18 protein-coding genes are annotated in these 19516 nt (G+C 62.7%); 3 read left to right on the top strand and 15 right to left on the bottom strand.

The annotated features are described in order from the left end of the window. Positions 1–14: 14 nt before the first annotated feature. The gene (locus CXQ81_RS13800; RefSeq protein WP_053260587.1) at positions 15–395 is read right to left on the bottom strand and encodes a RidA family protein; all 381 of its coding nucleotides are present in this window, start codon (positions 393–395) and stop codon (positions 15–17) included. 225 nt (positions 396–620) lie between these two features. Between CXQ81_RS13800 and CXQ81_RS13795 the strand changes: the two genes are divergently transcribed. Continuing rightward, positions 621–1007: a VOC family protein gene (locus CXQ81_RS13795; RefSeq protein ID WP_007924943.1), complete on the top strand. Its 387-nt coding sequence runs from the start codon at positions 621–623 to the stop codon at positions 1005–1007. Positions 1008–1096: 89 nt separating this feature from the next. On the opposite strand, the gene CXQ81_RS13790 is transcribed toward CXQ81_RS13795, so the two are convergent. From CXQ81_RS13790 to CXQ81_RS31450, 11 genes are all read right to left on the bottom strand, one after another. Continuing rightward, complete coding sequence (locus CXQ81_RS13790; RefSeq protein WP_087088157.1) at positions 1097–1804, bottom strand: ABC transporter ATP-binding protein; 708 nt, start codon at positions 1802–1804, stop codon at positions 1097–1099. Next, positions 1801–2664, bottom strand: a complete 864-nt coding sequence (locus CXQ81_RS13785; protein ID WP_256584104.1) for an ABC transporter ATP-binding protein — start codon at positions 2662–2664, stop codon at positions 1801–1803. The genes CXQ81_RS13790 and CXQ81_RS13785 overlap by 4 nt, the downstream gene beginning before the upstream one ends. A gap of 4 nt (positions 2665–2668) precedes the next feature. Beyond that, positions 2669–4663, bottom strand: coding sequence for an ABC transporter permease (locus CXQ81_RS13780; protein WP_101337497.1), 1995 nt, complete (start codon positions 4661–4663; stop codon positions 2669–2671). A 57-nt stretch (positions 4664–4720) separates the two neighbouring features. Continuing rightward, positions 4721–5839: an ABC transporter substrate-binding protein gene (locus CXQ81_RS13775; protein ID WP_007924935.1), complete on the bottom strand. Its 1119-nt coding sequence runs from the start codon at positions 5837–5839 to the stop codon at positions 4721–4723. 127 nt (positions 5840–5966) lie between these two features. Next, positions 5967–6623 (bottom strand): GntR family transcriptional regulator, encoded by a 657-nt coding sequence (locus CXQ81_RS13770; protein WP_007924929.1) that lies wholly within the window; start codon positions 6621–6623, stop codon positions 5967–5969. 18 nt (positions 6624–6641) lie between these two features. After that, on the bottom strand, positions 6642–7130 hold the full coding sequence (locus tag CXQ81_RS13765; RefSeq protein ID WP_007924927.1) for a RidA family protein: 489 nt from the start codon (positions 7128–7130) through the stop codon (positions 6642–6644). Positions 7131–7154: 24 nt separating this feature from the next. Next, positions 7155–8534, bottom strand: coding sequence for an aminotransferase (locus CXQ81_RS13760; RefSeq protein ID WP_101337496.1), 1380 nt, complete (start codon positions 8532–8534; stop codon positions 7155–7157). 26 nt (positions 8535–8560) lie between these two features. Further along, entirely contained in the window at positions 8561–10153 is a 1593-nt protein-coding gene (locus CXQ81_RS13755; RefSeq protein WP_087088164.1) for a gamma-glutamyltransferase family protein, read from the bottom strand. A gap of 31 nt (positions 10154–10184) precedes the next feature. Then, a complete protein-coding gene (locus CXQ81_RS13750) occupies positions 10185–11633 on the bottom strand; it encodes an NAD-dependent succinate-semialdehyde dehydrogenase (protein WP_101337495.1) in 1449 nt (482 codons plus the stop codon). Positions 11634–12019: 386 nt separating this feature from the next. Beyond that, on the bottom strand, positions 12020–13696 hold the full coding sequence (locus tag CXQ81_RS13745; protein ID WP_101337494.1) for an MFS transporter: 1677 nt from the start codon (positions 13694–13696) through the stop codon (positions 12020–12022). 293 nt (positions 13697–13989) lie between these two features. Continuing rightward, positions 13990–14121 carry a hypothetical protein gene (locus CXQ81_RS31450; protein WP_256583235.1) on the bottom strand — a complete coding sequence of 44 codons (132 nt, stop codon included), beginning with the start codon at positions 14119–14121 and terminating at the stop codon, positions 13990–13992. Positions 14122–14262: 141 nt separating this feature from the next. On the opposite strand from CXQ81_RS31450, the gene CXQ81_RS13740 reads away from it, so the two are divergent. Then, entirely contained in the window at positions 14263–15204 is a 942-nt protein-coding gene (locus tag CXQ81_RS13740; protein WP_101337493.1) for a class I SAM-dependent methyltransferase, read from the top strand. 70 nt (positions 15205–15274) lie between these two features. On the opposite strand, the gene CXQ81_RS13735 is transcribed toward CXQ81_RS13740, so the two are convergent. The 3 genes from CXQ81_RS13735 to CXQ81_RS13725 all read right to left on the bottom strand — a co-directional run bounded on the left by CXQ81_RS13735 (position 15275) and on the right by CXQ81_RS13725 (position 18407). Continuing rightward, a complete protein-coding gene (locus CXQ81_RS13735) occupies positions 15275–16534 on the bottom strand; it encodes a DUF1479 domain-containing protein (RefSeq protein WP_101339411.1) in 1260 nt (419 codons plus the stop codon). A gap of 153 nt (positions 16535–16687) precedes the next feature. Beyond that, on the bottom strand, positions 16688–17554 hold the full coding sequence (locus tag CXQ81_RS13730) for an AraC family transcriptional regulator (RefSeq protein WP_101337492.1): 867 nt from the start codon (positions 17552–17554) through the stop codon (positions 16688–16690). A gap of 64 nt (positions 17555–17618) precedes the next feature. Further along, positions 17619–18407: a DeoR/GlpR family DNA-binding transcription regulator gene (locus CXQ81_RS13725; RefSeq protein ID WP_101337491.1), complete on the bottom strand. Its 789-nt coding sequence runs from the start codon at positions 18405–18407 to the stop codon at positions 17619–17621. Positions 18408–18587: 180 nt separating this feature from the next. On the opposite strand from CXQ81_RS13725, the gene yghX reads away from it, so the two are divergent. Beyond that, a complete protein-coding gene (yghX, locus tag CXQ81_RS13720; protein ID WP_101337490.1) occupies positions 18588–19487 on the top strand; it encodes a YghX family hydrolase in 900 nt (299 codons plus the stop codon). The last annotated feature ends 29 nt before the right edge of the window (positions 19488–19516 follow it).

Here is a 19516-nt window from a genome sequence, read left to right as displayed (position 1 = left end):
ATAACGCCGCAAACTCAGCCCTTGGCCGCCATCGCGGTGACTTCCACGCGCATGCCTTCGACCGCCAGGGACGCCACGCCAACGGCGGCGCGCACCGGCCAGGGCTTGGCGAAGAAGCGCTGGTAGACCGCATTGAACGCGGCGCGCTCGGCCATGTCGGTGAGGTAGATGGTCAGGTGCAGGACCCGGTCCATGGAACTGCCGGCCTTTTCCAGGGCCACCTTGAGCGCCTGCAGGGTGCACTCGCTCTGCGCAGTGATGTCGCCCAGTTCCAGGCTGCCGTCGGCGCGGGTGGGGATCTGGGTGGAGACCAGGATGCCGGCGAAACCGGCAACGTCGGAGGAGATGGAATCCGCGTCGGGATCGGGAATGAAATCGATATCGTGGTTGGCCATGGGGCTCTCTTGTTCGAGGGGATGAAAGGCGCCAGTTTACAGCCCCGGCGCCGGGTCGTGCGGGAATCGGCGGGAAAACCCGGCAGCCTGCCGGGCTGCCAACACCTCGCCCTGCCCACTGGACAGCCGGTCGCCCTCCAGGGCGTGGACACCGCGGCTGCCCGGCTATTATTCCTGCCAGGTATTTATTGCCACCTGTACATCAAATACGGAGGAAGAACCCCCATGAAGATCGTCATCACCAGCGTGGTCGTCGACGACCAGGCCAAGGCCCTGGCCTTCTACCGGGACGTGCTGGGTTTTCAGCTCAAGCACGACATCGCCATGGGCGAGCATCGCTGGCTGACGCTGACCTCCCCCGGCGACCCCGACGGCGTCGAATTGCTGCTGGAGCCCGACGCTCACCCGGCCGCCAAGCCATTCACCTCGGCACTGAAACGCGATGGCATCCCCTTCACTTTCTTCGGGGTCGAGGATGTACACGCCGAATATGCCCGGCTGAGCACCTTGGGCGTGCAGTTCACCCGAGCGCCGACAGTTGCCGGCCCGGTGACCCTCGCGGTCTTCGACGATACGTGCGGCAACCTGATCCAGATCGTGCAGCACAATTGAGGGGGTAACGGGCCCTCTGTCAGCGGCCCGCTTCTACCTGAGCTGGAAAACCCAACGTGCACTGCTGCACGCAAAGACCTGCTCCTGCGCTAGCTCAGGTAGAAGTCTTTCAAGGCTTCCTCGGTCACGCTTTCCCCCGCCAGCACGGAAACGATCTCGCCGACACGCAGGGCATACACGCGAGTCGCCATCTGGATGGCTTCCACTGTGTTCTGTTCGACGAGCAGGATCGGTGTTTTCCGCGAGCGAATCTCTCGAAGGGTATCGAGTACCACCTCAATCATTTTCGGTGAAAGCCCCATGGTCGGTTCATCCAAGATCAGTAGCTCCGGGCGGGACATCATCGCCCGGGCAATGGCCAGCATTTGCTGCTCGCCGCCGGACATGGTGCCCGCCTGCTGCTTGCGTCGCTCCTTCAGGATCGGGAACAGCTGGTACATGTCCTCGATGTCGTCGGCAATGGCTTTGCGATCATGGCGGGTGTAGCTGCCCAGTTTTATATTTTCCTCGATCGTCAATCCCGGGAATACGTGACGCCCCTCAGGCACATGAGCCAGCCTCATGCGCACTCGCGCATCAGGCGAAAGCGTGGTGATGTCCTTGCCCTGGAAGCTCACCTTGCCACTCTTGCACGGCAAGAGGCCGGAAATGGCCCGCAGCGTCGTGGTCTTGCCGGCACCGTTGCTGCCGATCAGGCTCACGATTTCATCCTTGTCTATCGACAGGGATATGCCCTTCACCGCTTCGATACCGCCATACGCCACGCAGAGGCTGCTGACCTCAAGAAGCTGATTCATGCTTTGGCCCTCCCCAGATAGGCAGCCTGGACTTCTGCATGACTCAGCACGTCATGGGTGGTTCCGCTGATCAATTTTTTCCCCTGGTAAAGCACGGTCGTGAAGTTGGCAAGGCTTCGGATGACGTCCATGTCGTGCTCGATCAGCAGGATCGCCACCCCGCTTTCCCGGACCTGGTCGATCAACTCGCTCAGAGCCGCCTTCTCCGACACGTTCATGCCCGCCAGCGGTTCGTCCAGGAGCAACACCTTGGGCTTGGAGATCAACGCGCGGGCGATTTCCACTCGACGTTGATGGCCATAGGGCAATGAATTGGCTGGCACCCCTTCGACATTGGGCGGCAACCCGACAAACCGGATCAACGCCCTGGCCTCTTCCACTGTGTTGCGCTCGAACTCGACCGCGGACCTTGTCCTGAACAGGGCCGCGAACAACCCGCCCTGGAAACCCGCATGACGCCCCACCAGGACGGTTTCCAGAACCGTCATCTCGCCGAACAGACGGATATTCTGGAAGGTCCGCGCCAAGCCTGCCTGGGCGATGGCGTGGGCGGTCCAGTGACCCGAGGTCTTGTCGCCGATGGTGACATTTCCTGCATCGAGAACGGCGAATCCCGATAAGGCATTGACCGCCGTGCTCTTGCCGGCGCCGTTCGGGCCTATGAGCGCATGCACCGAATGGCTGCGCACCTCGAGGTTCAAATGGCTGACCGCGCTCAGGCCACCAAAGCGCACGGTCAATTCGCTGGCTCGCAGAACAACGCTGGCTCTCATATCGGCTCGACTGACAGGTTTTTGCGCGGTCATCGGCTCGACCAGCAGGGGTGTGAAAAGCTCATGATTGTTGACTACAGGCATCATCGGATTACCCCATTACAAGACGCTGACGGGCCTTGGCGGCTAAACCACTGGGACGAAACAGCATCAATGCGATCAGCATGGCGCCCAGCAGGATGTATCGAGACTCGGGGAAGCTCTCGACAAAGGGAATATTGAGGGAGGCTTGCAGGAACACGATCCATACCGCGGCACCGACGAAGGGCCCGATCATGGTTCCCATACCGCCGAGCACCACCAGCATCAGGATCACGATGTTCTCGAACAGCGTGAAGCTGATGGGGCTGATGTACTGCTGGAAGTGCGCGTAGAACACCCCGACCAGACCACCGACAAATCCGCTGCACGCATAAGCCAGCAGTTTGTAGCGCGTGCCGTGGATGCCCATCGCCTCCGCCGCGTCGTCATCCTCGCGCAGCGCCACCCAGGCCCTGCCGACGAAGGAACGCACGACCCGGCCAATGCAGAACAGCAGCACGACGCTCAGTGCCAGGGCGAAGAAGTAAAGCGCCCGGGTCGAGCCAATCTCGTAGCCAAACAACATGGGCGACGGAATCCCGCGAATCCCCATCGGGCCATTGGTCACCGGGACCCAGTTGGTCACGACGACGCGCACGATTTCACCGAAACCCAGGGTCATGATCGCCAGGTAGTCGCCGCGGACCCGCAGCGTCGGGTAGCCCAGGAATACCCCGAACAGGGCGGCAATCAGCCCGCCAATGATCAGGTTGGCATACAGCACCCACCAGGTGGCGGCGATGTCCAGGCCATAGACGCCCTGAAGCACACTGACAAATACGATCGAGGTGTAGTACGCCCCGACGGCCCAGAACGCGACGAACCCCAGGTCCAGCAAGCCCGCGAAGCCGACCACGATGTTCAACCCGCTGGCGAGCATGCCGTAGAGCAGGACCATCACCAGAATGCCGAGCCAGTAGTCGGACTGGATACCAAAACCGACACCCACGGCTGCGGCGATGGCGACGAACTTGACCAGGTTGCTCGCCATCAGGCGTGAAGCGAACACACCATCGAGCAGGCGCAATGGCGCGGTGACCCATGAGCCTTTGTCGGTTCTGTCACTGGTCAGGCTTCCACGGGAATGGCTATTCATTTCCTTCCTGCCCAGCAGCCCCTGCGGACGGACCAGCAGTAGCAGCACCAGCAGGACAAAACTCAGGGCGTCCTGATAGATGGCGCCGCCGGGGATATAGCCGGAACACAGCGATTCGACCAGGCCGAGCAACAACCCACCGACCGCGGCCCCGGGAATATTGCCGATCCCGCCGAGCACCGCCGCCGTCAACGCCTTCAAGCCGGGCGCGAAGCCCATGGTGGGGCTGGCGAACGCGAAGGATTGCGCATAGAGAATGCCGGCAAACGCGGCGAACGCCGAACCGAGCACAAAGGCCAGGCCGATGATCCGGTTCACTGGAATACCCACCAGGTAAGCGGCCGTCGGGTCCTGAGCCGAAGCGCGCATCGCCCGTCCCAGCGAGGTGTAGTGGACGAACAGCTGCAGGGCGATCATGGCCACCAGCGCGGAAGCCATGACCAGCCATTCAACGCCGGTGACCATGATTTCACCGAGCTGGAGCGCCGGCAGACGCGTCAGGGGCGTCTCTGGAAAACTCAGCGAGCTGGGCCCCCAGACGGTCTGGGCCAGACTCTGCAAGAGTACCGAGACCGCAATCGAGGTAATCAGCGAAGCCATGCGCGGGGCATTGCGTAGCGGCCGATAGGCGATGCGGTCGATCAGGGCTCCCAGCGCCGCCACCGCCACCATCGCGACCAGGGCCGCCAGGAAGAAGTTCAGGTTCGGCATCGCCACCTGATATCCGAACAGTGAAAGCTCGGGCAACATCAGTGACAAGGTGATAAAGGCGCCCAGCATGAACAGCTCGCCAAATGCGAAATTCACCATTTTGACTACACCGTAAACCAGCGTGTAAGCCACCGCCGCCAGGGCATAAATGGCCCCGAGCATCAGGCCATTTATCAGAAGCTGCTCAAAGTAAAGCATGAGGATCTCCAGCGGTTTTGCAGGGGCGGCAAACCGCCCCCGCACACCGCGATGTCATTACTGGTCGGCGAGAACGAACTTGCCACTTTTCACAGTGAAGTAATGCAGTGAACCCGATCGGTCTCCGTCGGCCTGGAAGGAGATGTCGCCGGTCGCGCCTGGCAGGCGCTCGATGCGGCTGAGCGCATCGTTCATGGAGGCTCGATTGAGCGGGCCGCTGGCGCGCGCAGCCTTCGCCGCCGCGCCCAGGGTCAACGCCGTGTCGTAGCCCAAGGCCGCCCAGCCATTGGGCTCTTGCTGGTATTTGGCAACGTATTGCTGGACGAACGCTGCAGTTTGCGCTGACGTCTGCGAGTGGCTATCGAACATGCCATACAGCGTCATGCCCTCGGTGGCGCTGCCGCCCAACTGCACAAGCTGCGACGACAGCGCGCCATCGGTGCCGATCAGGCGGGCGTTGATGCCCAGCGATTGGGTCTGCTTGGCGATCATCGCTGCCTCGGTGTAGAAGCCGCCGATAAAAATCGCATCGGGCTTGCGCTGCTTGACACCGGCGAGGATGGTCCGGAAATCCTTGGTCCCCAGGTTGTAGCTGTTCTGCCCGGCCAGGGTGCCGCCCGCCGCCACGAAGGCATCGGCGAAAGCCTTGTTGATCCCGATGCCGTAATCGTCCTGCTGGTACAGGATGTAGAGCGATTTGACTCCCATCGTCCGAGCGACGTACTCGCCCATCATCGCGCCCTGGGCCGCGTCGGTCATGATCAGGCGCCGGAAGTACGGGTTGATGCCCGTCAGCTGCGGGCTGGTGATCGCCGAGGCCACGATTGGCATCTGGCACTTTTTCAGGATCGGTGCGGCAGCCAGGGCGACCGAACTGAAGGTGTAGCCGGCGACCGCCAGGGTGTCCTGGTCCTCGCAGAAACGCCCCGCCGCCAACACGCCATCGTTGGGCTGGCCATGATCGTCGGACACCTTGACCTGGAGGTTCACGTCGTCCTCCGACCTGACCTTCTCGACACCCAACTCAAAGCCTTTGCGCACATCCAGGCCGTAGGAAGCGAAATCGCCGGTCAAGGTGGCGGTAAAGCCGACCTGGACAGGTTCCGACGCACGCGAGACAACGGAACATAACAGCACTGCACTGCATGCCGCAGTTGATACTATTCGTTTGAACATGCTGCACCTCTTTAAATATTGTTATTGTTGAATTCAAGGCGAAACATCCCTGTCGCGACCTCCTTGACAACTAAGGAGGTCACGCTGAAACAAGTAGTAAATTTAACTGGCGGCTCTCGCCTGGTTATTAACTTACTAAAGTTACCAGTGCAGGAATCGTAGCCCTTACATGTTCCCGCACCACCGACTCTACCAACGCCTGATCGCCACTTTTGAGGGCTCGAATAATGCCCGCATGATCATCCCGCGAAGTCATCGGTTTATCCGCATGTTCAAGCCATATGCGCATGTAAGGCTCCAGTGAGGAATGCAAGCCGACGAGCTGAGCATTGAGGCGTGGCATGCCGGCCAATCCCGACAGGTACTCATGGAACTCACGATGTTTAGTGACCCATTCGGAATAATCCGAGTTGCACAGTTCCATCTGGTCAAGCAAATGTTCCAGAGTTGCAATGGATTGCGGCGTCAGCCTGGGCATGGCGAGACCGGCCGCCAGGGCTTCAAGGCTGGCGCGAATTTCGAATACTTCGCGCATTTCCTGCGCATTCAAGCCGCGCACGATTGCCCCGCGGTTCGGCCTGATATGCAGCAGTCCTTCGGCGGAAAGCCTGCGGAAGGCTTCGCGCACCGGCATTCGGCTCATGCCGATTTCAGCGGCAATATCCTCGGCGACGAGCCGCTCTCCCGCGCGATAACGGCCCTGCCGGATTCCGCTTTCGATGAAGCGATATGCCTCACCTTCAGCCGAAAGTGCGAGTCCGTTAAATTCGATTTGCTCAGCCATGACACCCTCTGTATATGCTCAGGAAAACTCGACAGTCACCCAAGTTTCGAAACAGTAATCGTCCGCTAGCGACGTGACTCCGATGGTTGCCCTTGGGGCAATTCCTATTGTCTCCCCAAAGGCGTCCACCAGTAAATCGCTCATGGCGCTCGACACCAGATGCGGCTCGGTAAAATCAATGTCGCAGGCTACAAAGTTAAGAACTCTGGCAATACCCACTACACGATCCAGATCACCAATGGCATTCTTGATCGCGGCAATGCAATTAATACCCGTCAACTTTGCCGCTTCACGCGCCTGATCGACATCAATGGAACGCCCTACGCGGCCGGGATATCTCGCCTCGCCTTGGGCATTCAACCCGGCGGTTTGCCCGGACAGAAACAACAAGTTGCCGCTGATATAGTGAGGTTTCATTTTTCCATATTTGGTGCCGTAGTAATGTTCGCCCACTTCGGCAAGCGGTAATTCAATGCCCATCTCTTTTAAACGCTGTTCAACTTTCATGCCGCCGTGCTCCTGTCTCATGTTTCAACGACTGCCCTGGACCTCGGCAGTCACTTCGGCCAGCGCCTCTTCGTAACGGTCCAACAGGTCTGCAAGTTGCTCTTGAGTAATGATCAACGGCGGGCACAACGCAATGGCATCACCGATATTGCGCGTAATGACCTTACGACGGAACAACGCAGCGGACATCATCGTCCCCAGATTTCCGGCGGCCAGGTATGGCGTCTTGTCATCCTTGTTGCCAACGAGTTCGATCGCCCCGATCAAACCCAGGGACCGCACCTCGCCTACCAGCGGATGCGCGGCAAGCCTGGCCAGGCGAGTGGCCAGGTATTCGCCCAGGGCACAGGCCTTCGCCACCAATTCACGCTCTTGGATGATCTTGATGTTCTCCAGCGCCACCGCGGCAGCCACCGGATGCCCCCCTGCCGTCAGGCCATGGCCAAAGGTGCCGCGACTCGCACTTTGCGCAGCGACGGCCGAGTAGACCTTTTCGTTGATCAGCAAAGCGGAAATCGGCAGATAGGAAGATGAAAGCTGCTTGGAGAGCACCATCATGTCCGGGGTGATGCCGAAGTGCTCGCTGCCGAACATCTTGCCGGTCCGCCCGAAGCCGCAGATCACTTCATCGGCGACCAGCAGAATGTCGTGCTTTTCAAGGACCGCCTGGATCAAGGTCCAGTAACCGGCCGGTGGCAGTATTACCCCTCCCGCGCCCATCAAGGGTTCAGCGAACATGGCGCCAATGGTCTGCGGCCCCTCGCGCATAATCAGTGCTTCCAGTTCCTGTGCCAGGCGCTGGGAAAAATCCGCTTCGGACTCACCCTGCCGGCCTTCGCGGTAATAGTGCGGCGCGGTCAGATGAAAGAAACCCGGCAACGGCGCGTTGAAACCACCCTGGACATGGGGCAGGCCGGTCAGGCTGGAGGCACCCAGCGTTACACCGTGGTAGGCACGATTGCGCGAGATGATCTTGGTCTTCTGTGGCTGGCCCAAGGCATTGGCGCGGTACCACACCAGCTTGATCGCCGTGTCGTTGGCCTCGGAACCGGAGTTGGTGAAGAAGGCCTTGCTCATGGGAACAGGCGCCAGGGCGATCAGCTTTTGCGCCAGTTCAACCAAGGGCTGGTTCGAGCGCTGGGTGAAGGTGTGGTAGAACGGCAGCTTCTTCATCTGCCGCGCAGCCGCTTCGACCAAGCGCTCCTCGCTGAAGCCGACCGCCACGCTCCAGAGGCCGGACAGTGCTTCGATGTACTTCTCACCCTGCTCGTCAAAAACGTAGATGCCCTCCCCGCGGTCCATGATCAGCGAGCCTTCCTCGCGGTTCTTCACTGCATTGCTGAACCCGTGCAAGTGATGCTGTGCATCGAGGCGGGAAAGGTTCTGTTCGGTAGGTGCGTGCATGTTTTTATTCTCTTGTAAGGGGTGGATCAGTAACCGACAGCCTGGCCGTCACGACGGGAATCGGAGGCGGCAACGTAGCTGCCGTTTGCGCCGCACTGGATCAGCTGGGCGCTGCCAAACTCCATGCTCCCGGGCTCATGGATCTGCAGGTGGTGACCGCGGTTTTTCAGCGATTCAATGACATGGGCCGGGGTATGCGCCTCCAGGTGAACGACGGGCCCCGCCTCGACGCGAAAACGCGGGGCATCGCTCATGGCCTGCGGGTTCTGATCAAAGCAGGCCAGGCGCGTCATCATTTGCAGGTGACCTTGTGCCTGCATGCTGCCGCCCATCACCCCCATGGCCATGACCGGCTCGCCTCCCCGGCTGATGAAACCCGGGATGATGCTGTGCAAGGGCTTTTTCCCCGGGCTGACCTGGTTCACATGCCCAGGCTCCAGGACAAACCCCATGCCACGGTTGTGCAGGCTGATGCCGGTGCCGGGCACGACGACCCCGGAGCCGAAGCCTTTGTAGTTGGACTGGATAAACGAAACCATCATCCCGTCGGCGTCCGCCGCGGCGAGATAGACCGTACCGCCAAGCGCTGGAGTACCGGCGACCACCGATGAAGCCTGGGGCTGAATGAGCTGTGCACGCTGGCGCAGATAGTTCTTGTCCAGCAGCGCCTCGGCCGAATGCTTCATGTGCGTGCGATCACCGACATGCGCATGCAGATCCGCAAAGGCGAGCTTCATGGCTTCGATCATCACGTGATAGGCATCAGGGCTGTCGAGGCCCATGGATTCAATATCGAACGACTCGAGCATGCCCAGCGCCATGAGGGCGGCGATGCCCTGGCCGCTGGGCGGGATCTCATGCAGGGTGTAGCCGCGAAAGTCCTGGCTGATCGGTTTGACCCATTCCACTTCCATGGCCGCCAGGTCGTCAGCGCACAAGGCGGCTCCGCACTGCCTGGCGAAGGCCAGGATCCGTTCGGCGAGCTCGCCACGATAGAAACTTTCGCCATGGCTTTGCGCGATGCTCTGAAGCGACGCCGCCTGCTCGGGAAAACGCCACCAGTCACCTGCCGCGGGCAATTTACCGTCTCGCGTGAAGGCCTCGCGAAAACCTGGCTGCTCCATCAGGTCGGGGGCCTGGGCCTGCCACTGTCGGGCGATCTGCGGACTGACAGCGAACCCCTCCTGCGCATACTCGAGCGCCGGCCCGAACAACTGCGGGAACGGCAACTTGCCAAAACGTCGCGACAGGGCTGCCCAACCCGCTACCTGCCCCGGCACCGTCACGCTGTCCCAACCTTTGGTCGGCATCTGGCGCTGGCCGGCAAAATGTTCCAGGTCCCAAGCCGCGGGGGCCCGTCCGCAGGCATCGAGACCGTGCAGCTGGCCGTTGTCCCACACCAGGGCGAACAGGTCGCCGCCGATACCGTTCATGACCGGCTCGACCACGGTCAGGGCGATTGCCGTGGCCAACGCCGCATCCACCGCATTACCGCCAGCCAGCAGCATTCGTACGCCGGCTTGCGCCGCCAGCGGCTGCGAAGTGGTGACAACGTTCTTCGCCAGCAGCGGCATCTTTTGCGATGGGTAGGGAAGATCCCAGTTGAATGTCTTGTGCATTATTTTTCACTCAGCATGGAAAGGGCTTAACTCAGACCTGAATACAAGCGAACTTGGTTTCCAGATACTCATTGATTCCTTCCCGGGCCCCTTCGCGGCCCAGTCCGGATTGTTTGACTCCGCCAAAAGGCGCGACTTCATTGGCGATCAAATGGCTGTTGACGCCGACCATGCCGTACTCCAACTGGCGCAGCACACGGAACACCCGCGCCATGTCCCGGCTGAAGAAATAGGCAGCCAGACCGTATTCGGTGGCGTTGGCCATGGCGATGGCCTCCTCCTCTGAAGAGAAGCGATACAAGGCGGCAACCGGCCCGAAGATTTCCTCACGGGCCATGCGCATTGAGGCATCCACTTCTGCCAGGACCGTCGGTTCAAAGAACGTGCCGCCCAGCGAGTGCCGGCTGCCGCCCAGCAACAGGCGCGCATTCCCGGCCACGGCATCGCCGATCAAGGCGTCGAGCTTATGCACGGCACGTCCGTCGATCAGAGGACCGACCTGCGTGCCTGGGTCCAGGCCATCGCCCACCTTCAGCGCTTTCACCGCGTCAATCAAACGCTCGAGGAATTCATCGTAAATGCCCGCATGCACCAGAACGCGGTTGGCACTGGTACACATCTGCCCGGCGTTGCGAAACTTGACCGCGACCAGGGATTTCACGGCGGCGTCCAGGTCCGCATCCTCGAAGACGATAAAAGGTGCGTTGCCTCCCAGTTCCAGCGACAGCTTCTTGATGGACGGGGCACATTGCGCGATCAGCATGCGCCCCACCTGGGTAGACCCGGTGAAGCTGATCTTTCTTACCGTGTCGCTCGCGCACAGCACGTCGCCAATCTCCTGCGGATCCCCGGTAATCACCGAGAAGACCCCTGCCGGCAAGCCAGCCTCTTCTGCCAGGGCAGCCAAGGCCAATGCCGACAACGGTGTCTGCTCCGCGGGCTTGAGGATCAGGGTGCAGCCCGCCGCCAGCGCGGGGGCGACTTTGCGAGCGATCATCGATGAAGGGAAATTCCACGGGGTGATCGCCGCACACACGCCCACCGGTTCGCGAAAAACCAGGTAGTGCTGGTCCTCCGAAGGCGACGGCAGCACCTGCCCCTCGATACGACGCGCCTCCTCGGCGAACCAGCGCAGATAGGCCACCGTGGAGCCCACTTCACCACGCGCCTCGGCCAGCGGCTTGCCCTGCTCCGCCGTCAGGATGCGGGCCAGCTCTTCAGTGTGCGACTCAACCAGCTCGGCCCATTGGAACAACAGCCTGGCCCGCTCCTTGGCGGGCTGCATCTTCCAGCTCTGCTGGGCCAGCTTGGCTCGCTCAATTGCATCCAGGGTCTGCGCAGCGCCCACACGGGGTACCGAGCCAATCGCCTGGCCGGTAGCCGGATTGGTCACGCTGAAAGTTCGTTTGTCTGGCGCCTCGATCCAGTGACCCGCGACGAAACACTGATCCTTGATGAGCTCACAGGGTAGAGATTGCATTTTTGGCTACCTGGATAATTGGATACATTAATACATGAATCCATATAAGCACCTTTATTCAAGTCCGGCAATTCCAAAAAACGACAGGACATACCCCTGAGCGACACGGTTTGATGAGCGTGGCGAGGCGTTGCAATTGATCTGAATGGGGAAAGGCCGTGGCGCCCGCTGCCTGGAGCGTTGAACCACTGCGACGGGCTAAAGCGGATGTTCGGCTCGGCCGCTCAAGGAGCGCCCTCGATGAACTCGATAAGGATGGGACTTGGCGTTGCGTCGCGCGCAATCACAGGCACAGCGATGCAATGGCTGTAGCGCCTGCGCCATCGGTAAGAATTGCCCGCCACACGAGGCACGCCCTCTCCCAGGCGGGAGAGGACGTGCGCACCTCAAGCGTGGTGAATGTCCCGGTCCTTGGTTTCCGGCAAGAAGAAAGTGCCCAGGATCGCCGTCATCACCGCGATGACGATCGGGTACCAGAGCCCGTAGTAGATGTCCCCGGTGGCCGCCACCATGGCGAACGCCACCGTCGGCAGGAAGCCGCCGAACCAGCCGTTGCCGATGTGATACGGCAGCGACATCGAGGTGTAGCGGATGCGCGCCGGGAACAGCTCCACCAGCCAGGCGGCGATCGGGCCGTAGACCATGGTCACGTAGATCACCAGCAGGGTCAGCAATGCCAGCACCGCCGGATAGTTGGTCTTGGCCGGATCAGCCTTCTCGGGGTAGCCGGCGTCCTTGAGGGCGCTGCCCAGGGTGGCGACGAAGGCATCGTTCTGCGCCTTGAAGTCGGCGGCCGGCATGCCGGTGCCTTCGAAGCTCGCCAGCACCTTGTCGCCGATCCGGATCTGCGCCACGGCGCCCGGCTCGGCCTTCTCGTTCGCATAAGGGATGGCTTTCTTCGCCAGCACGCTCTTGGCCAGATCGCAGGAACTGGTGAATTTGGCCTTGCCCACTGGGTCGAACTGGAACGAGCACTGGGCGGGATCGGCGATCACCGTGACCGGGTTGCGCGCCTGGGCACTGAACACCTCGGGGTTACCGTATTCGGTCAGCGCCTTGAAGATCGGAAAGTAGGTCAGCGCCGCGAGGACGCAGCCGGCCATGATGATGCCCTTGCGCCCGATGCGGTCCGACAGGCTGCCGAACAGGATGAAGAACGGCGTGCCGATCAGCAGCGAGCCGGCGATCAGCAGGTTGGCGGTCTGCGGGTCGATCTTGAGCGTCTGCAGCAGGAAGAACAGCGCGTAGAACTGCCCGGTGTACCAGACCACCGCCTGGCCGGCTGTGCCGCCGAGCAGCGCCATGATCACGATCTTGAGGTTGTCCCAACGGGCGAAGGACTCGGTCAGCGGCGCCTTGGACGATTTGCCTTCGGCCTTCATCTTCTGGAACACCGGCGACTCGCTCAGTTGCAGGCGGATGTACACCGAGACGATCAGCAGCAGGATCGACAGCAGGAAGGGAATCCGCCAGCCCCAGGCCTCGAAGGCTTCGGTGCCGAGGATCGTGCGGCAGGCGAGGATCACCAGCAGCGACAGGAACAGGCCCAGGGTCGCCGTGGTCTGGATCCACGACGTGAAGTAGCCGCGCTTGCCCTTGGGGGCGTGCTCGGCCACATAGGTCGCCGCGCCGCCATACTCGCCGCCCAGCGCCAGGCCCTGCAGCAGGCGCAGGCTGATCAGGATGATCGGCGCCGCCACGCCGATGGTCGTGTAGCTGGGCAGCAGGCCGACCACGGCGGTGGAGACCCCCATGATCACGATGGTGATGAGGAAGGTGTGCTTGCGCCCGATCATGTCGCCCAGGCGGCCGAACACGATCGCGCCGAACGGCCGCACGGCAAAGCCCGCGGCGAATGCCAGGAGGGCGAAGATGAAGGAGGTGGTTTCGTTGACGCCAGCAAAGAAATGCTTGGCGATGATCGCGGCGAGAGAGCCGTAAAGGTAGAAGTCGTACCACTCGAATACGGTGCCCAGGGAGGAGGCGAAAATGACCTTGCGCTCCTCCCGGGTGATCCCGCGGTTGGGCGTGCTGCCCGTGGTTGTACTGTCGATTGCCGGCATGAGGGTTCTCCGTCTTGTTCTTGTTATAGGCCGGAGTGCCTTACTACCCTTGCCGCACCCAGGCCCTGGGCTGATGTCATCGAACTGAAGCTCATTGAACAGATGTTCACCGAACTGATGTCACCGAACTGAAGCTCATCGAACTACGGATTGCACAAAGCATGGAAACAGACTGACGGCCTCGCATCGCTGCAAGGTTCCCTGAAGCATAATCAGCTTCACGCAGATATCCACTCGCCCGCTGCCTGACGGCCCCTGCCACGCCGCCGCCAATCATCACGGCCGTCGATCATTCAAATCATGAAAGCGGATTTTTCATTTTCCACCGATGCCTTCAGAATGGCGCCACCTTCAATACCGTCGGACAAGTACGTCATGAATATCAATTTTGCGGTCGCCTGCATGATCGTGGTTTCCTTTGCCATCGCCCTGTTCCACACCTGATCGGCAGCCCCGCTCGACATAGCCCCCGGCCATCGGCACGGGTGCCGGCCACTGACTTGCCGCGTTCCCCACGCGGCATTTGTGTTTAAAATGCCCGCCCTTTTATTGCCGGCCCTCCTTCGATGAACCCCGACGCCCTCTCCATCCTGCACCATCACCTGCTGACAGCCCTGGCCTGCGCTCCCGCGGAAACCCGGCGCCTGTTCCATGGCCGCGGGCGTTGCTGGCCGGGGCTGGAGCAAGTGACCGTGGACTGGCTGCAGGGCGTGGTGCTGGTGGCGCTGTTCAAGGAGCCGGAGCCGCAGCAGTTGGAGGCGCTCAAGCAGTTGCTGCTGGCACTCAGCACCTCGCCGCAGTGGCAGGCCTGTGGCGCCCACACCCTGCTGCTGCAACACCGTTATCAGCTGCAAAGCCCGGTGGACTGGCTAGTGGGCGAGCCTATCGATGAATGGACCCTGGTCGAGGAAGGCCTGCGCTATCGGGTGGACCTGGGTCAGAAGCAGAACAACGGCCTGTTTCTCGACATGCGCTACGGCCGCAACTGGGTGCGCGCCAATGCCCGGGACAAGCGCGTGCTGAACCTGTTCGCCTACACCTGCGGCTTCTCGGTGGCGGCCATCGAAGGCGGCGCGACCCATGTGGTCAACCTCGACATGTCGCGCGCGGCCCTGAGTCGTGGCCGCGACAACCACCGGCTCAACGGCCACGACCTGAGCCGGGTGAGCTTTCTCGGCCACGACCTGTTCAAGTCCTGGAGCAAGGTGAAAAGTAGCGGGCCCTACGACCTGGTGATCATCGACCCGCCTTCGTTCCAGAAAGGCAGCTTCCTGCTGACCAAGGACTACGCCCGGGTGCTGCGGCGCCTGCCGGAATTGCTCACGGCCGACGGCTGCGTGCTGGCCTGCATGAACGACCCGGCCGTTGGCTCGGACTTCCTGATCGACGGCGTCACCCGCGAAGCCCCGGGCCTGCGCTTCGAGCAACGCCTGGACAACCCGCCGGAGTTTCCCGATAGCGATATCGAGAGCGGCTTGAAGGCGCTGGTGTTCCGCCGGGTCGAATAAGCCCGGCATCCCTCGCCCGGCCCCTCAGCAGACACCACCGCCCTCGGCCTGAGCACCGGCAGCCCGGGGGTCACTCCAGCCCCAACCCACGCCGGCCGATGGCATTGAGTTCCTCGGGGCCGAACCGGCTCTGCCAGGTGCTTTCATAGTCTTCCCGGGGAAAGTCCGACGGCGATACGCCCCGCTCGAAGGCGCCATACACCGCCTTGGCGTAAGCCTGGTTTTTCGCGCACATGGGCGCCGCCGGCACGTACATCACATTGCCCCAGCCCTGCTGGTTTTCCACGGCGGCCACGCTGTGGACCAGGTCGCAATGCCACCACACCGAATCGCCGGCGCGCACCTCGGGGATCGGCCGCAAGGCCTGCATCAACAGCGGGTGCCATTGCCGGGAAACCGGTAACACCTGGCCCGGCGCCACGCCGCACAATTCATCTTCCGGCACGTCGTCGAGCAACGGGCGCAACAGCAGGTAGGCCATGGCCTTGGGAATCGGCACGCAGTGCAGCACGCCCTGGTCGGCGCGCATGTCCGACAGCGCGGTCCAGCCCTGGAAGGTCCTGAACACCGAACACGTCACCGTGTCGCGGTAAGCGTACTCGTCGACCTCGGTGCGATGCGCCGCGTCCCAGGGGTCGTAGGCCGCGAAGTCATTACGGTAAAGGCTGTCGAAGACCTTCAGGTAGGCCGGGTGCAGCCAGCGCTCCAGGGCGCCGGAATCGGTATGCGGGCCCAGCCCTCCGGAACGGGTGCCCGGCGGCCGGCGCCGGACCCGGTCGGGGTACAGCACATTCACCTGCGGGTCGAACCATTGCCGGCCCTGGGACTCGCTCTTCCACAGCCGGTTGAGAAAGACCTGCACCCGGGCCATGCGCTCGTGCTGGCGCAACTGCATCTGCGCCCGCGACCAGTAGATCGGCAAGATCTGCGGTCGCGAAGCCTCCAGGTTGCCGAAGAAGCGGTCGACCGGGCCGCGGTAGATCCGCTCGAAATCATTGCGCGCCAGATAGCCCAGCAGATCCCGGTCCCAGGCGCTGACGGTGTCCCGGGCGAAGTGCCCGCGCACCACCACGCAGCCGCGCCGGTGGATCGCCGTGCGCTGTTCGGCGCTGACCCGGCCCGCGGCGATCTGCGCATAGTCCAGCTGCGGCCAGGCCTGGCCGCCCTGGGCATCGATCGAGGCGATCTCCTGCTCGATAAAGGCGCTGACCTCGGCGAACAGCGACTGCACGTCGCCGATCCGCGCACGCAGGGCGCGCTTCATCCGCACTATGTGCTCACGGTAGTTGTCGGGCAGGGTCTGGCAGTGGAAGGCAGCGTAAGGATTCATGGTCATGGCCTGTGTCGTTCGGGTCGGGAGAAGCGCGAGCATGGCGCCGCGCTGTCGCCATGAAACCCCAGGGCCCTGGCCGCAGGCAGTGGGGTTTGGCGCGTCGAGCGATACGATTGTGGCGTTTCCAGCGCCGCTGGCAGCAGGATGCTGTCACTGGAAATGCGCGCGGTGGCGCTGGCGAAAAGCCGAAGGGGTCATGCCCTGCCGGGCCTTGAACTGGCGATTGAACAGGGCCAGCGAGCCATAGCCCACGGCCTCGGCAACCTGGGTCACCGGGGTCTGCGGCCCTTGCACCAGCAGCGCGCAGGCACGGCCGATGCGCAGGCGGGCGATGTACTCCAGGGGCGTCGCGCGGGTATGGCGGCGGAACATCCGGTGAAACGCCGAGACGCTGACACAGGCCATCCGCGCCAGCTCGGCGATGCTCAGCGCTTGGCAGTAATGCGCGTGAATATGCTCCAGCACCCGCTGCAGACGCCCGTCCTCAAGCAGCGCCGGGCCGGCGGCGGCCGGCAGGATCTTCTCGGCGCCACGGTCGCGACTCAGGCGCGTCAACAAGGCCAGCAACGACACCAGGCGCGTCGGCTCGTCCTGCGCGACCATGGCCTCGATCAGCGGGCGCGACTCCCACGCCGCCTCGCCGCTGAACTGCAAGGCACCGCGGGCCGCGGCCAGCAGGGGGCGCAGGCCGGCCATTTCCGCAAACAGCTCGACCAGGGCAGTCGCCCAGGCTTCGGAAAACCAGATCACCAGGGCGATATGGGGCTGGCGCGGGTCGATCCGCTGCTGCGAACTCCAGCTGTGGGGCACGTTCGGCCCCACCAGCACCAGGTCGCAATCGTCATAGGCACGCACATCGCCGCTGATATAGCGCTGCCCGCGACTGTTGAGGGTCAGGGTCAGTTCGTATTCGGGGTGGTGGTGCCATTCGAAGGGAATTTCCTCGGGCAGGCGCCGATCGAGCATCGACCAGGAGGCGGTGGCCGTGGTGGGGATCTGCTCGAAGCTCGGTTTCATGGCGACACGCTGTCCTGTTGGCGAGGCTCATGGCCAGAGAAAGTACCCTGAAGCGGCGCCGCCGTCACACCGGCGCCTGCACCACCTCGATGCCCAGGCGCCGGTAGTCCTCGATGCTGCCCGAGGCCAGATGCTGCTCGGTGATCAGCGTATGCAGGCGATTGCACGGCGCCACGGCGAAGGGTTCCACCGCGCCGAGCTTGTCGGCGGTGGTCACCGCGATGACCTGGGAAGCGCTGTCGAGCAAGGCCTGCTTCACCGGCACTTCGTCGAAGTGCAGCGAGGTGATGCCGACCTCCGGGTGAATCGCGCACACCCCGGTGAACAGCAGGTCGGCGCGGATGCCCTGGATCAGGCGTACCGCCTCATGGCCGCCGGAAGACAGGGTCGCCGGGTTGAGCCGGCCGCCGGCGAGAATCACCTGGCTGCGCGGGTATTCGGCCAGGGCGACGGCGATCAGCGGCGAAGCGGTGACCGCGGTGATGCCGATATCGGCAGGTAGCGACTGGGCAATCAGCAGCGTGGTCGAGCCCGAGTCGAACATCACGATCTGCCCTTCCTGCACCTGCTGCGCGCCGAGCCTGGCCAGGTGGCGCTTGACCTCGCTGCTTTCGCCCAGGCGGGTGAACACATCCTTGCCGGTGTCCTTGGGCCGTGGCAGCGCGCCGCCGTGCACCCGCTGCAGCAGCCCGGTATCGGCCAGCTCCGCCAGGTCGCGGCGGATGGTGTCCTCGGAAACCGCGAAATGCTGGCCCAGCTCGGACGCCATGACCTTGCCGTCGCGTTCGAGCAGCAACAGGATCTTCTGCCGGCGCACATGGGGCAGTTCGGCGATGGAATGCTGACTTTGCATGGTTATGCCTGTTTTTGCGTGTTTATGCGAGATTAGCCAAGGCTTTGCCCAAACACAACGCCGGCCCTGCGCATTGGCCGCCCGGGCCCAGGCTTGCTTTACTGAGGCAACCGGGGCGAATTCGTCCCGCCCACAAGTCATGGGGCACCCGGACGCCCATGAGTGAGGAGATAACGCGCGATGCAACGTCTCAGTGCCAAAGACTTCGCCCCCGAGCTGCTCGAGCTCTACGACTACTACGCCCACGGCAAGATCAGCCGCCGCGAGTTTCTCGACCGGGCGGCGGCCTTCACCCTGGTCGGGCTGACCGCCAGCGCCACCCTCGCCGCCCTGACACCGAACTACGCCCTGGCCGAACAGGTGTCGTTCACCGACCCGGCGATCGTCGCCGAATACATCACCTACCCCTCGCCCAAGGGCCACGAACAGGTCCGGGGTTATCTGGTGCGCCCGGCGAAGGCCGAAGGCAAGTTGCCGGCGGTGGTGGTGGCCCATGAAAACCGCGGGCTCAACCCGTACATCGAGGACGTCGCGCGGCGCCTGGCCAAGGCCGGTTTCATCGCCCTGGCCCCCGACGGCCTGACCTCCCTCGGCGGTTACCCCGGCAACGACGACAAGGGTCGCGAACTGCAACTGAAGATCAATCCGGAAAAGCTGATGAACGACTTTTTCGCCGCCGTCCAATGGCTGCTCGAGCACGACGCCAGCACCGGCAAGGTCGGTATCACCGGCTTCTGTTATGGCGGTGGCGTGGCCAATGCCGCGGCCGTGGCCTACCCGGAACTGGCGGCGGCGGTGCCCTTCTACGGGCGCCAGCCGGACAGCGCGGAAGTCGAACGGATCCAGGCGCCACTGCTGCTGCACTACGCCGAACTGGACACCCGCATCAACGAAGGCTGGCCGGCCTACGAGCAGGCGCTGAAAGCCGCGGGCAAGACCTACGAAGCCTACATCTACCCCGGGGTGAACCACGGTTTTCACAACGACTCGACCCCGCGCTACGACGAGGCGGCGGCCACCCTGGCCTGGGACCGAACGCTGGCGTGGTTCCACAAGTACCTGGTCCAGGCCAGCGGCTGACAGCGGTTTGCAGGCGACGGCGCGAGCGC

Source organism: Pseudomonas sp. 09C 129, from assembly GCF_002843625.1.
GTDB classification, from domain to species: domain Bacteria; phylum Pseudomonadota; class Gammaproteobacteria; order Pseudomonadales; family Pseudomonadaceae; genus Aquipseudomonas; species Aquipseudomonas chlororaphis.
Note: the sequence above shows the minus strand (reverse complement) of the source record. Positions and strands in the feature narration are given on the sequence as shown.